The 14351-nt window shown below is 46.4% G+C and carries 10 protein-coding genes and 1 pseudogene; 7 read left to right on the top strand and 4 right to left on the bottom strand.

All coding sequences use genetic code 11. The features are described 5' to 3' along the window. Positions 1 to 327: 327 nt before the first annotated feature. The 5 genes from KIH39_RS22005 to KIH39_RS22025 all read left to right on the top strand — a co-directional run bounded on the left by KIH39_RS22005 (position 328) and on the right by KIH39_RS22025 (position 4863). Entirely contained in the window at positions 328 to 1059 is a 732-nt protein-coding gene (locus KIH39_RS22005; RefSeq protein WP_213495409.1) for a hypothetical protein, read from the top strand. 244 nt (positions 1060 to 1303) lie between these two features. Beyond that, entirely contained in the window at positions 1304 to 2221 is a 918-nt protein-coding gene (locus KIH39_RS26935) for an AraC family transcriptional regulator (RefSeq protein ID WP_213495411.1), read from the top strand. Positions 2222 to 2312: 91 nt separating this feature from the next. Continuing rightward, the gene (locus KIH39_RS22015) at positions 2313 to 2903 is read left to right on the top strand and encodes a DUF417 family protein (protein ID WP_213495413.1); all 591 of its coding nucleotides are present in this window, start codon (positions 2313 to 2315) and stop codon (positions 2901 to 2903) included. 46 nt (positions 2904 to 2949) lie between these two features. Continuing rightward, positions 2950 to 4176 (top strand): hypothetical protein, encoded by a 1227-nt coding sequence (locus tag KIH39_RS22020; protein WP_213495415.1) that lies wholly within the window; start codon positions 2950 to 2952, stop codon positions 4174 to 4176. Positions 4177 to 4284: 108 nt separating this feature from the next. Continuing rightward, positions 4285 to 4863: a dihydrofolate reductase family protein gene (locus KIH39_RS22025; RefSeq protein ID WP_213495417.1), complete on the top strand. Its 579-nt coding sequence runs from the start codon at positions 4285 to 4287 to the stop codon at positions 4861 to 4863. 125 nt (positions 4864 to 4988) lie between these two features. On the opposite strand, the gene KIH39_RS22030 is transcribed toward KIH39_RS22025, so the two are convergent. After that, positions 4989 to 8108: a beta strand repeat-containing protein gene (locus tag KIH39_RS22030; protein WP_213495418.1), complete on the bottom strand. Its 3120-nt coding sequence runs from the start codon at positions 8106 to 8108 to the stop codon at positions 4989 to 4991. Between the two features lie 427 nt (positions 8109 to 8535). Here KIH39_RS22030 and KIH39_RS22035 point away from each other — a divergent pair, with 427 nt between their 5' ends. Both KIH39_RS22035 and KIH39_RS22040 read left to right on the top strand, forming a co-directional pair. After that, positions 8536 to 8937: a hypothetical protein gene (locus KIH39_RS22035; RefSeq protein WP_213495420.1), complete on the top strand. Its 402-nt coding sequence runs from the start codon at positions 8536 to 8538 to the stop codon at positions 8935 to 8937. A 457-nt stretch (positions 8938 to 9394) separates the two neighbouring features. Beyond that, positions 9395 to 10926, top strand: a pseudogene (locus tag KIH39_RS22040) (IS1380 family transposase). A 141-nt stretch (positions 10927 to 11067) separates the two neighbouring features. On the opposite strand, the gene KIH39_RS22050 reads toward KIH39_RS22040, so the two are convergent. The 3 genes from KIH39_RS22050 to KIH39_RS22060 form a co-directional block, all read right to left on the bottom strand. Further along, the gene (locus KIH39_RS22050; protein ID WP_213495426.1) at positions 11068 to 12132 is read right to left on the bottom strand and encodes a hypothetical protein; all 1065 of its coding nucleotides are present in this window, start codon (positions 12130 to 12132) and stop codon (positions 11068 to 11070) included. 243 nt (positions 12133 to 12375) lie between these two features. Then, the gene (locus tag KIH39_RS22055) at positions 12376 to 12639 is read right to left on the bottom strand and encodes a hypothetical protein (protein WP_213495428.1); all 264 of its coding nucleotides are present in this window, start codon (positions 12637 to 12639) and stop codon (positions 12376 to 12378) included. A gap of 121 nt (positions 12640 to 12760) precedes the next feature. Next, positions 12761 to 13921 (bottom strand): hypothetical protein, encoded by a 1161-nt coding sequence (locus KIH39_RS22060; protein WP_213495430.1) that lies wholly within the window; start codon positions 13919 to 13921, stop codon positions 12761 to 12763. Positions 13922 to 14351: the final 430 nt, after the last annotated feature.

Here is a 14351-nt window from a genome sequence, read left to right on the forward strand (position 1 = left end):
AAGCTAATCTGACGGTGAAAAAGTCGATGGTTTCTTCATTTCAGGAACAAGCTTCCAGGTTCAGTTAAGGTTTTTATTCTTAAGGATCATTCGTGATCGAATCGGAGACGAGTCGATGGAACTCCTTACCTGACAAAGTGATACACGGTTTAAATCTTGTTCCAGTCTATTTACGAGATATAATTCAGTTCAGCAAAGTCATTGTTACCACAGTTCTTTCGACCGATGTCCTGGCTCTGATGAATTCGTCTATGACAATCGGAAAGATCGAATGATTGGCACAGTAAGACAATTTTCCGGCAGCGATTTTTGATTGGTTGAGATTTGATGGCCCATTTTGACGATTATCACCGAACAGTGGTCGGTTACCATGGTACTAGTATTTCTTCGGCGTTGCGAATTGTAAATCGAGTTGAGAACTTCCGTCAGAGCGAAAGGGATTACGACTGGTTGGGAAGAGGGATCTATTTCTGGGAATATGGACCGAAACAGGCTCTGAATTTCGCGAGAATTCGTCAAAGGCAAGCGATAAATAAGAAGCATAAAACCTCGGGAGATCTCCGAAGAGCTACCGAACCTTTGGCCGTGGTTGCTTGCATGATACGGCTGGGATTTTGTCTAGACTTAACTGAACCTGAAAATGTAGAATATCTTGTAGCTATTTTCGATTCCTACAGGGAGTCGATGGAACTCGCTGGTGCTGAATTGCCCAAGAATCGGCATAAATACCGAAAGTTGGACTGTGCAATTTTCGAGTATGCCTACAAGGTCATCGAAGATTCCGAGTCCAATTTAACAATAGATACGGCCCGAGGCATCTATGTTCCTAGAGATGGAACCACTCGTATATGGCCGGGTAGCTGGATCTCTCGGGATACTCACATCCAGCTCTGTGTACGAAATCCGGCAAATTTGCTTGGAACATGGCTCCATTATCCGACCGGATTGGGGGTGAAGAATGTCTGTGAAGCGTTACAAGCTGGCGTTGCCGACCTCAAGTCAGAAGATTCGCAAAGCGAAAGCGAAGTTGAAGGGGATGAGTCAGCTCCGGAGAATTGACTTGATGGTCAAGGCAGGGGTAATGACCGAGAAACAGGCGGAAAAAGCCAGGAAGAAGTTTGCTGAGACGTCGACTTGAGAGGGGAGATTCAGAAACCAAATTCTCCTTTTGATGTAGCGTTGAGCCACGAACCCCCAGCAAGAATTAGTTCAGAGCCCTCATATCCACTAAACTTTTGGAATCAAACCGTTCGCCGAAGAGATTGACAGCTTTTTCATTTCGCGGAGGAGTTAATCAATCCAAATGGCCAAGCGAGACCTGAACAGCGGACTGTATGATCCCCGAATGGGCGATCAGGCCATTCGCTCGCTGAGCCTGAGTCTCGATCCCAAATCCATCGAACCGGCCCGCACCAATTACTTTTCGATCTACTACATCGAAAACGGCTCCGGCAAGTTTTGGGCCGATGCCGCCTGTCATGAATTCGACAGGGGTTCGCTGTTGTTCTTCGTACCGTATCAAAGCATCCGATTTGTTCCCGATACGCCTGTTCGCGCGGAGGCCATTCAATTCCACGCTAACTTTCTTTGCGTCGAGACGTTCCACGCCGAGGTCGGTTGCAGCGGAATTCTATTCAACGATCCCTACGGCATCCCAGTCGTCTCGCTGGACAAATCGGCCCAGCGGGAAGTATCCCGTCTGATCGAACGCGTTCGGAAGGAGCAAAGTCAAAGCGCCTTGGCGTTTGGCGAAGTTATGCTCGCTTATCTGAAAGTTTTGCTGATTCTGGCCGCGCGTATCAAGTCCCCCCAACCGGGCCTCTGCGTACCGGGCGCCAATGATTTTCGACATCCGGTTCTCGCCCAACTCCGCGATCTGATCGAGGAAAACTACCAGACTATGCATTCCCCGGCCGACTATGCCAAGCGGTTGCATCTGACGGCCAAGACCCTGGGAAGAATCGTTCGGGAACACCTGGGGACCACGCCGACCGATCTCATTCGGAATCGAATTCTTATCCATGCCAAATGGCAACTTCTTCACACACTGAAGCCGATTAAAGAGATTTCGCGCGAGCTGGGTTTTCGCGATGAACTCTATTTCAGCCGATTTTTCAAAAAATTTACCGGCTATTCGCCCACCTTCTTCCGCGAGTTCGAAACGGAAATTCGCAACGGGAGCAATCTGTCCATGTTTTCGGCCCAAGCGCCCATTCTGTAGGCCAAAGTGGAATCCGATAATTGAGTCATGGGGCGGGCGAACCGGGGTTACTCCCGGGAGCAGCCGAAATAGACTCTTACGGAGATACAAAATGGGTGTGCTGAAATTATTTGAAATGGCGTCTCGAATGGACAAAGTGGGCGTTGCTCTGACCCGAGTAGGACTCATCATCGTGCTGCTGTGGATCGGTGGGTTGAAAGCGTTCCGCTACGAAGCGGATGGGATCGTGCCATTCGTGGCTAACAGTCCGACCATGAGTTTCTTCTATGCCGACCCCGCCAATTATAAATCGCATAGGAATCCAGAAGGGGCCTTGGTACCGGAAAATCGGGCGTGGCACGAAGCCAATCGCACCTACACTTTCGCTTACGGCCTGGGCTCGGTGATCGTCCTTTATGGACTGTTGCTCTGTCTGCATCCGGTGTTGCCGCAAGCCGCCGCGGTGGGCAGCTTTCTGGTGTTTATCATGTCTTTTGTTACGCTCTCATTTCTCATTACAACTCCCGAATGCTGGGTAGCGGATCTCGGGGAGGCTCAACATGGTTTCCCTTATTTGAGTGGAGCAGGTAGGCTGGTGATCAAAGACGCCATCATGATGGGAGCGGCTTTGGTAACGATGGCCGATTCGGCAAAAGCGTATCTGAAAAAACGATTGCACGCTACGAAGGGAGCCCTAAACTAATTGAGTCCAGATCCTGATTTGTAGCTCACCAAATGGGAGTCTCTAAGTGAACAGCGTTTTCCTTGCTGCCGCGGTAGTGCTGTCGATTCAGCCGATTCGAATCGAGCTCAAACAAAAAGCGACGTCGTTAGTGAAGCAGCTCGGGGATGGTTCTTTTCGCAAAAGAGAATCGGCGAGCAAGGATCTAATCGTTCTGGGACTGAATTCCCGGGAAGCTCTGGAGGCTGGGGCAAAGAGTAGCGATCCGGAAATCCAGCAGCGTTGTAAATTACTGCGGGTCGAGATGGAGAAGATGGAGTTGAATCGCCGGATTCGACAGTTCACGACCGACCCGATGGTTTCTCTGCCGGGCTGGAAAACGTTCAGCGAGAAATTCGGGTCCGATGCATTGACCCGAAAAGTTTACGGACAGATGGCGGAGGTGGGAGGGGAACGGTTCGTATACTATGAAAGCGAGCCAGAAGGAGCGGCACGATTTTTTATTTCTGAATATCAGCGCCTTTCAGGAGAATTACGCAATTTAGACTATGATTTTAAGAAATTGATAGATGATAGAATAATATTGTTTTCAATATTATTCTATATACTTCAATTAGAGAAAATGGAAGATCAAATTTCTCGTTCGGACCTATCCATTGTATTTAGTCTCGATTCAATGCCGATTACTCATTTAATACAGGGCGAGGCGCTGAAAATATTGTTGAGAGATAAACCGGAATCTCCAGTCTTCAAAAAGATTCTTCTGGGTTGGATGGGAAAAATTACAAACGACATAGCAATTCAAAGTTTGGGATACGATTTTGAATTATGTTTGATTCTTAATTCGCTAAGGGATAACAAATTGGATGAGGGAACAGAAATTATAAAAAAACTGTTAAAAGATCCCCGATTCGTAAAACAAAAAACTCAGACGAAAGGGTATGTTCTTCACGCTTTCGCAAACTTCGCTAAAAAACAAGACCTAAAAATATTTGAATCCTTTCTGAACGACGATTCTCGCACGACCGATCATCTCCTCGGAAATAACGGAAATCCCATTCAGTATCAGATTCAAACTCGCGATATTGCACTCGCTGCGGTTCTCCATTTAAATGGAGAAAAAATCGAGGATTATGGCTTCGATGGCTGGCGATTTGCCGACCAAGACGGAATAAACAATTCCATTGAGGTATTCAGTTTCATAACCGAAGAAAACCGCAAAAAAGCCTTCCAGAAGTGGTACGATCTGAAAGAGAAGAAGGCCAAGGAATCGGCGCCAATGCCGAAGAAGTGACTAGTGCCTGGATTTTCGATACTTCGATCCCGCATCGGGACCGCTCCAAATCCTGATTTGGAATTTATAGCGAGTTTGATTATATCTTCCTGAGCCGTCGAGAACACCATGTCTCAAAATAACTCTCGAATCACCATCCATATGGTCGCCAGCCTCGATGGCTTTATCGCCCGCAAGGACGGCCGGGTGGATTGGCTCGAGACTCCGGATGAGTTTCCCGGCGGATCGAGTTTAGATCCCGAATTTGTCGACCAATTTTTGAAATCGATCGATTGTTATGTCCTGGGGTCTCATACTTATGAATCCGCATTGAAGTTCGAGGAGCAGGGCTTGGGTTGGCCCTACGGCGATAAACCGACTTTTGTTCTGAGTAGTCGTCGGCTGCGTCGTAACCGGGATACTGTAAATTTCTACTCGGGAGATCTCACTCGGTTCGTCCAGGAGCAACTTCGGCCCCAGTTTCGCTCGATCTGGTTTGTCGGAGGAGGGTCTGTTTGTGCCGAGTGCATTCGACTGGGGCTTGCGGACGAAATCCGATATTCAACCGTGCCCATTCTGATCGGCGAAGGTATTTCTTTCTTCTCCAAGCTTGAACGGGATGTGCCGCTCGATCTCAGGGAGACCAAAGCTTACAAAAATGGCATCGTGGAGCTGGTTTATGAGGTGTGCAGTACTTCCGATCATTAGGAGAGAGCGAGACTCATGAACGGGCAGGATCGGCGGCAACAAACTATTTATAGCCGTAAGCACTCCGAGCAAGAAATTGAAATTCCAGCGGGAGCGGCGTTTCATATCGAGGATCTTCCGATTCTTCAAACTGACCTCTTTTTTCTCTTGTTTTGTCCGATTACCATCAGTCCCATTCCAGAGCCGATGAGCATCAGAAATCCCGGCTCTGGAACAGCAATGAAATTCAAATAAATATCTCCATTGCTATCGCCCGTTACGGTCAGTTCGTATTGAGAGCTGGAGATATTGGTGGTTGTAAATTGAGTTTGGTTGGTAATGTCGAGACTCGACACATTCCCGGCTCCTTGAGCAATCAGGTAGCTGTAACTGTTGGGAAACTTCAGGCTTACCGAGCTGGCATCAACATTGAAAGTCGTTCCGCTGCTGATGGAAGTCGTTCCGCCGGTAATATAGATAAAATTGTTATGAGTGGGATAGGGTAGCGATCCCAGATCGGTACTCCCGCCCGTATTCGCAGAAGCGGCCGTGCTGGCATCAGCGATCTTGATTCCAACGATGGCACCCGAGGAAAGGGTCAGGCCGTTGCCGAGATTCAATGTACCGACGGCAAGTGCGCCGATATCTCCATTACCCGGCGTAATCGCGCCGCCGGAAGCCACCGAAACCGGTCCGGCTATCATCCCCGTGCCACTCAACGTGCCGGGGTTGTTCACTTTAATCTGCAGGGTTGAAGTGGTGGAACCCACCGCGCTGGCCACCCTCAATTCTCCCGAGTTAATATTGATACTGGCATTAGTGTCGCCATCCAGATAACCGGGCTGGGTCAAAGTCAGAATTCCCAGTCCATTTTTATTGAACCCAAAATTACCGTAAACTCCCAGTGGACTATTCAAGGTCGCATTGAAGCCATTGGTATTGATGATTCCCGTGGCGTTTGCCATCACAACGACCTGCCGGGAAGTCGTCCAGTTGGTATTGAGTACGATTCCCGCATCATTTTGACTTTCGATGGCTATTTGCGGTGCGTTACCGAGTGCGGCGTCCGAACTGATCCACAGTGAGCCTTCGTAGATTCTAATCGGTCCCGAGAAAGTATTGTTCGTATTGGTAAGCATAATTCCGCCGGATAAAGCTTGTGTGGCATAAATAGACAATCCCCCGGAGCCAGAGATGACTCCACTCAAGGTCAGAACGGGTCCTGAAAAATTCCGGCCATCCGTGCGTATGGAACTGTATCCGGAATTGAGCGTGATATTCGAACTTAAAGTTATGCTCGATGCTCCGGTATCGTCCCATAATCCCGCGGGTTGAAATAAACTGTAATAGGAACTTCCGTTCCCGGAATTCAATGCGATCGAAGTGGGATTTCCCAGGGCTGAGAGTGCCATGAAGGAAACGAAACCCGAATTGACGGTCAACGGACCACCGATATTGTTGGCCGTATTGCTGAGGTAGAGCGTACCCGGCCCAGATTTGGTCAATCCATTCGCATTAGAAATGATCCCGGATACCAGCATATCATTCTGCACGAAAAATTGGGCTTCACGCCCGTTAAAATCGAGAGTTGCCGTGGATGCAACCTGCGTCGATCCGGAGCCATTCTGAAGAAAGAGCACGACTCCGCTTTTCACCTGCAAAGTGCCGGTCCCCAAAATTTGCGAATCATTCATCGTTAATGAATTGATGGACGTGGGACTCGAACCGAGAGTGAGAGAAGAGGTGAGCAAGACATTATCGTACGTCGAAGCTCCAATCGTAACGCTCGCGGCGTATTCCGAGGACGCCAGGGGCCGAATGCCCGTGCTCCCATAGGTCACTAAGCTTGGAGTGGCGCTTCTCTGATTTCCGACCTGCGTTTGAGCGATGGCATAAGGAAGAATCGAGATGGTTGTAGTCCCGGCTGCTCCGCCCCCGCCCAGCAAGTCGGAAGTGGGTGCGGTGCTGAAGTAAATATTGGCGACACCCGCACCGGGCGCATCACCAAAACTCGAACTATTTCCTTCAAATAAAATGGTACCCCGTTGTGCGGAGCGTGAAAGACTTGCAAAGGTGAGAGTGGTTCCCGTGTTACCGGTTTGAGAGGCATCCACAGACACCACGGAATCCCCACTAATTGTCAAAGCTCCTGCCACCTGTTGGGTTCCAGTTTGATATCCCCCGATGAGGTTGAACGAAGCGCCCGACAGCGATACGGGGGTTGTCGAGGTGATTCGATTATTATTGTTATTGGCGGCACTGGAATTGCCGTTAATATCGATGGCATTATTAAACGTAACGGATCCACCGGCATTCAATTGTATTCCCGAGGAATTCAAAATCGTGGCGTTGGGTCCCACTAAATAAATATCACCGAGAGCTCCTCCTCTGGGTTGCCCAGCGGTGGGACAAATTGCGGAGCCAAGTGGTCCCTGGAAGGTGTTTGTTCCGTAAAGAGTGAGCGTGCCGTAACCAATCGCATCTGTAATGATCACTCCTCCATTACCGGAAAGCACGCCGGACATCAGGAAACCACCCGGATTATTTCGATCGCCGCCGTAATAGAAATTGGCGTTTAGAGTGAAGTTGTTTGGAAGTGCGGTACTCGCTCCATCCGAGACGAAAGTGCCTCCATTCACAATGACGTTCCCAGTCGAAAGAGAATTGGAATCTCTAATTCGAATATTCCCTGCTTGAATGATAATGGAACCGTTTCCGCTGGCTCCGGAAGCGGTGTTGAGATTAGAAAAAGTCGTGAAACCCAAGTTTTGGTAGTTGGTAGGTCGATCAACCGTGACTGTCGCACCGAAGGTCGCCCAGGCGATATCTATCTCACCGGTACCGCTTCCAGCGATGGTTGTAGCCGCGGAAAAATTGGCATAGTTCAGATTCACCAATCCATAACTATTCATGTTGACTTGAGCATTGCTTCCACTGAACTTAATGGTGTTGACGCTCGAGTCGCTGGAATTTCCCGTATTAATTGAAATCGTTCCCCCGATACCGGAAAAATTCATCTGGTTGGTCTGAAAGTTATTTCCCAGATTGTTGAGAGTGTTATAACCCGTGGTATCTCCATTCGGATTCGAGAAATTGAGGATGACCGAGGACCCACCTCCGGAGGGTGGAACGCCTCCTGACCAACTTCCGGCACTCCAGTTGGTAGTACTGCTGGGAGTATAGGGCCCTTCCCAAGTATAAGTTTGACAGTAGGCTTCTGAACTCAAATGTAAACACGTAAAAAGACAGATCATAAATCGAAACATGAGTCGGCCCCGATCTTCCCGGAATTTCGTGAAAATAAAATAAACGGAATTCGCATTCTGCCAAAATGAAAATCGATTAAAAACAGCGCTCCAAGCTGATCGAGTTCCAAATGTAACGAGGAGAAATGATTAAGAAATCTTTTGGAATTATTTGTAAGTAATAATGCTCTCAGAATTGATTAAATATTATTGAAAAATAATACTTAAGTGCGTTGTTGGTGCAATGTTATTTAGATTTCAATCCTCCAGGCTGAGACAACTCGAGAAGCGTCCGCGCATCCCCCATCCCCTACAGCCGGTTTTACCGGCTTCTCACCCAGCCAATCTCTGCTCTGCAAGATAAGCCTCATTTGAGCAGTAGTGCCCCTGTCGGCTAATCTGAAGGAAACGATTTCCCAGACTTCTGACCTTTGTTCAAGAGTTTCCCATGAAAAAGTCACTGGTGTTGATGACTCTGCTATTTTTCGGTTCGTTTGCCCGGGCTCAGGAACCAGTCCTGGGCTCGAATTCATTGTCCGGCAGTTGGACAGGCACCTGGCTCAGTACCGACTCCGGCCATAAAGGTCCGTTGAAGGCCGAGCTGATCGACCAGGGCAACGGCGCTTATCAGGCCAAGTTTCGTGGGCGTTTTTTCGCAGTCATCCCGTTTCGCTACAACGTCACGCTGAACGTGGTGCAACAGAATGGCAATCAAACGACGCTGGCCGGTTCTTCCCGGCTGCCGTTCTTCGGAACCTTCCAGTACTCCGCCGTTTCGGATGGCCAGAGCTTGAACGCCGAGTACACTTCGCGAAGCGACCACGGGCAATTTCAGTTGAGGAGGAGATAGGGGGCAATTTTCCACGCCGCCTTTTTGGATTGTCTTCGAAAAATTCAAAAATCGAATCCGGGCTTTTTACGAAGTTCGAATAATTCTGGATAACTGGCATGAATTGCCAGCGAATATTGTGAAGTTTATGACGAAATGGCCAACGATTTCAGTCTCACCATACAAGTAGTTATTTCAGTGTATTGAGTGCTTTGGTAGCATTTTTTCTAATTTCTTCTGGATAAGATTCGCTCGTGAATTCTTTGCACATTTTTTTAAATTCGTTTAGATTATTCTTTTTTTTGCTGCATTCCATAATATAGGGCAGATAGAAGGATACTTGCACTAGGCCTTAAAACAGCGTAGTTTTTTGGGGAATTGTTTCGATTTATCGAAGAAAGCTCGAAATCCTTTTTGTTTTCTGCGGTTTGTGTAAGTAACCGCTTAACAAATCGACAGTCGCAAAAAGGAGTTTCGAGTGAATGTTATTTTCGGACGTTGGTTTCAAAAATGCAAGAGTCGAATCGAACGTCGCCTGGCTAAGCGAGAGGCCGCGATGACCTTCGCTCCTTCTTTCGACGCCTCCAACATTCATTACGAAGTCTCCGAACGCGTGGGGGCGATCAGTTGCGGAGGCCTCGGGGCCATGCACCTTCTGGCCCGGCGTATCGGACTGATCGACGACATCGACGAGAAGCTGCATCTGCTCCAATTTCAAAGGCCTTACTCGGAATCGGACCACGTGTTGGCCATCGCTTACAATTCCCTTTGCGGGGGTACCTGCCTGCAAGACATGGAACTGCGTCGCACGGACGAAAACTTTCTCAACGCCTTGGGCACTCAGCGTTTTCCCGACCCGACTACTTCGGGCGACTTTTGTCGACGCTTCGATAGTGGCAGCATCCAGGCTTTGATCGACGCTTTCAACCAGACCCGTTTACGCGTCTGGTCGAAGCAACCCGATTCCTTTTGGGAATGCGCGAAGATCGACGCCGACGGCAGCTTTACCCAAACGCGTGGCGAGCGTAAAGCGGGGATGGACATCAACTATAACAGAGACTGGTGTTACCACCCCCTGGCGGTGACCCTGGCCAACACCGGTGAGACGCTGAGCATCGTCAACCGTCCCGGCAATCGCCCTTCGCACGAAGGGGCCGCGGTCGAACTCGACCGGGCTCTTTTGCTGTGCCTTCAAGCGGGCTTTCGCAGGATCGTCTTTCGCGGCGACACCGATTTCTCGCAGACCACTCGCCTCGACGGCTGGGATGCCAACGCCAAGGTACGCTTTTATTTCGGCTACGATTCGAAGCAAAACCTCGAAGCAATCGCGGAAAAACTGCCGGAAGCGGCTTGGCACAAGCTCGAGCTGTCCCGCGCAATACTCGGCGAAAGCGAAGTTGCGACACCGACGGGAAAACACCAAGGAGCGGATCGTCCAAGAGCGGGAATTCGTAAATGTGAAGTTGATCTCCGAAGCGGTGGCCGAGTTCGAGTACCAACCGACCGCTTGCCGAAGGGCGTATCGCCTGGTGGTGATTCGCAAGAATCTTTCCGTGGAAAAAGGCGAATCCGTTCTGTATCCGGACGAACGCTATTTCTTCTACATCACCAACGACCGGGAGTGCACGGCCGCCGAAGTCGTCTACGAAGCCAACGATCGCTGCAATCAGGAAAATCTGATAAGCGCAGCTCAAGGGCGGTTGCCGGGCCTTGCACGCGCCGCTGCACGATCTGGAAAGCAATTGGGCGTACATGGTGATGGCCTCCCTGGCCTGGAACTTGAAAGCCTGGTGGGCCTTGACGTTGCCGGAAACTCCTGGTCGCTGGCGGGAAAAGCATCGGGACCAGAAGCAGTCGGTTTTGAAAATGGAATTCAAAACCTTCCTCAATGCTTTCATGCTTCTGCCTTGTCAGATCGTCCGGAAGGCCGGCCGCATCGTCTATCGATTGCTCGGCTGGAACCCGCACTTGCCAATCTTCTTCCGACTACTGAAAGCACTGAGGTGCTGATCGTTCGACCGACTGAAGTCGGGATCCGGATGTCCCGATCCGATAAAACGCCGAGAGCTATTCGCGGAAAGGAAGAATGTTTGAAAAATAGAAGTATGCGTTCGGCCGAGCGAAAAGCTCCGGCGTGGGGGACTCATCGAACTATCTCGCTAAAACTCCCCACGGAATTGGCATCAAAAACTTCGCTTGTTTGAGGACTAGGGGCGGGTACACAAATTTTTTATCCGTTTGATATAAATACCGATAAAGTTTTACTATGAATTCGAGGTCAAAATCCATCGTAAAGACGCTACTGTTTTTATTGTGAGGATACTTAATGAGAGTCCACTTACCTTCACCTAGACTTGACGAAAATTTGCGCAGTTGAGATTGATCATATTCATTCTGACGATGCAAGGTATTTGCATAACAAAAAATTCTAATCTCTGAACTTGACCACTTTTTACCCATATTATTAGTCATATATTCGTTAAGGAAATAAAAAGTGAAAGGATGAGATTTCGAACATGATTCAATAATATCTATGTAATTATCTTTAGAGGGCTGATTTAGGAAGTATTTCCAACGAGTGATGGACCATGTTGAGATATAATAATTATCTGAACCGATACCAGTTTTGAGCAATTCTAATTTGTTTCGTACGTTCGAGCAGGAGAATCTTGTAAGAAAATCCACAAAGGGGTTCACTTGACTTGAGACAATTAGATTGTCCTGCTCTTGAGTCTTATCATCGAAAAAGGTAGGGTACGGGCATATTGGGCACCAAAGCTTTGACAGTTCATTTTTGGTAGTGATAGCAGAAACTTCCCCTTCAATATTCTCATTATTTTCTTTTATGAAAAAAATTCCGTAACCTCCGATATGAGGGTTTTTAATATACTCGATTCGAGAAGGATTATAATCGTATTTTGATATATCTGCGAAAAAAAAGGGGATTGTAGCAGTAAATGCTCGAACAATAAATTGTTTGTTTTGATATTTTCGATCACCTATCAAAACCTTCTCAACAATCAAAGTGCTTTTAAAAGTGCATGAAAGGTCGACTCTGCTGTACAGTTCATCGTTTGGACGATCCGTTTGTCGATAGAATCTATCTGAAACCGTCAAGTATCTCCCAAGGACTAAAGTGACATCGGTTGGTATAATTTGCACAATATTACTAAAGAAAAGTATGAAGCAAGATTTTGCTAAAACTGTTGACAACATAGGTTTTGTGTCTCGCTTTCTTTGAACTTCAAAATACCTAATTTAGTTGTGCCATGTTTTCAAAAGAACAACTGATGTAATGCGATTGCTGGCTTGGCATGAGTTGCCACTTAATTATTGTCATACAACAAAATTAAAGATGCGAAAAGATATTTTTGGAAATAGACAAATTACTGTATCCATCAGAGAGTGAACAAATCGATAAAGACGCTCTATTAACTCTGACTATGGCTATTTAGAATATTATACTGTGAGCGTTTTTTCGCAGTCATCCCGTTTCGCTACAACGTCACGCTGAACGTGGTGCAACAGAATGGCAATCAAACGACGCTGGCCGGTTCTTCCCGGCTGCCGTTCTTCGGAACCTTCCAGTACTCCGCCGTTTCGGATGGCCAGAGCTTGAACGCCGAGTACACTTCGCGAAGCGACCGTGGTCAATTCCAATTGAGGAGGAGATAGGGGGCAATTTTCCACGCCGCCTTTTTGGATTGTCTTCGAAAAATTCAAAAATCGAATCCGGGCTTTTTACGAAGTTCGAATAATTCTGGATAACTGGCATGAATTGCCAGCGAATATTGTGAAGTTTTTGACGAAATGGCCAACGATTTCAGTCTCACCATACAAGTAGTTATTTCAGTGTATTGAGTGCTTTGTTAGCATTTTTTCTAATTTCTTCTGGATAAGATTCGCTCGTGAATTCTTTGCACATTTTTTTGAATTCAGGATAATAAATTTTATTGATACTACTTGTCGATATATAAGGCAAATATTCAGCCATCTGAATCACCGGGGGATATTTAAATTGTTTATCAACTTGATATAAATAGTGGTAAAACTTTATTACGTAGTCAAGATCAAATTCCATGGAATAAGTGCTACTAGCTTTGTCAGGCGGAAATGTAACATGAGTCCACTTTCCTGACCCAATGCTATGCAGATATTTTCTAATCTCAGTTTGATCGCATTTTTCCTTTCTGTGGAGTGTGGCGATTTGGGATAAAACTCTAATATCGGATTTAGTCCATCGCTCTTTCGCTTGATTTGTGAGAAATTCATTCAAAAAATAATATGTATGTGAATGCGCGGATGATAAGTTATTGATTACATCTTTGTAATTGTCCATACAAATATTATTTAGGAAGAACTTACGTTTTTCAATTGACCAACATGCTATGTAGAGATTTTGTGAAGTAGTTCCAGCTAATATCATTTCTAATCTGGATCTTAAATTTGAAGTAGAGTATTTTTTGACATGCTCTACGAAAGGTAGTAACTGACTTGATAAAATAATTTGAGCTTCATCTCTCGCTTTTTCATTAAATGCAATCGGGTACGGCAATATTGGACACCAAATTTTAAAAAGTTCATTTTCCGTCGTTATTGCTGAAATTTCATCACTTATACCTTCATTATTATCTTGCAGATAGAAAAGTCCGAGATCACCGATTTCGGGATTCGAATCATACTTTAGTCGTAGAGGTTCATATATATATCTTGCGCTTGATCGGAATGTAGGACTCGTATTTGAGAATGCCCTAACTATGAAATTGCAATTTTGAAATTTAATATTTCCGGACAATATTTTATCAACTACAAGAGTACTTTTAAACGTACATGACAAATCAATCTTGGTATAAAGTGCATCTTGCGGACGATCTGATCGCCTTTCAATTCTATCTGATACTTTTACATATCTCCCAAGAACAAATGTGACATTATTTGGAATGACTTGTAAAAACGTAGAAAAGAAAACTATCAAATCAATTTTTATAATTGTAATCGATGCCATGATGTAACTTACCAGATTTCTTTAAATATATCTGGGCATACTGTTTAAGTGCCATGAAAAGCGCGTTCAATTTTGCACGTCAATTAGACCACAATGGAGTAGTATTATCATCCAAGATATTTGGTAAGTCAACAAAAAAAGTAGAGATTTTCACCAATTAAGAGTTCAGAAGCGTGAGAGCTTATTTTTGCTTTACTACCTCAAAAGTAAGATTTCAGCTCGTTGAACTGAAATCTTCTATTTTGCCCATTTGGTGACTCAATCTCGCTATTTTATCTGGCAGTCGTTAGTCTGGAAAAGATAGGTAATGGACTCCGCAGAATAGATAAGGCCAGTTCAACAGGGTGAACAATTACCCTCAAAAAACTGCCATACTTTTCTGATTCCAAGGCATCGACATTCGTTCCATCGCTTCTGACAGCATATTCTC

This window comes from Telmatocola sphagniphila (genome assembly GCF_018398935.1).
GTDB classification, from domain to species: domain Bacteria; phylum Planctomycetota; class Planctomycetia; order Gemmatales; family Gemmataceae; genus Telmatocola; species Telmatocola sphagniphila.

Coding starts and splice junctions, on each gene's coding strand:
- KIH39_RS22060 (WP_213495430.1), bottom strand. CDS start 13,921: ATGGCATCGATTACAATTATAAAAATTGATTTGATAGTTTTCTTTTCT.
- KIH39_RS22035 (WP_213495420.1), top strand. CDS start 8,536: ATGAAAAAGTCACTGGTGTTGATGACTCTGCTATTTTTCGGTTCGTTT.
- KIH39_RS22025 (WP_213495417.1), top strand. CDS start 4,285: ATGTCTCAAAATAACTCTCGAATCACCATCCATATGGTCGCCAGCCTC.
- KIH39_RS22015 (WP_213495413.1), top strand. CDS start 2,313: ATGGGTGTGCTGAAATTATTTGAAATGGCGTCTCGAATGGACAAAGTG.
- KIH39_RS22005 (WP_213495409.1), top strand. CDS start 328: ATGGCCCATTTTGACGATTATCACCGAACAGTGGTCGGTTACCATGGT.
- KIH39_RS22030 (WP_213495418.1), bottom strand. CDS start 8,108: ATGTTTCGATTTATGATCTGTCTTTTTACGTGTTTACATTTGAGTTCA.
- KIH39_RS22050 (WP_213495426.1), bottom strand. CDS start 12,132: ATGTTGTCAACAGTTTTAGCAAAATCTTGCTTCATACTTTTCTTTAGT.
- KIH39_RS26935 (WP_213495411.1), top strand. CDS start 1,304: ATGGCCAAGCGAGACCTGAACAGCGGACTGTATGATCCCCGAATGGGC.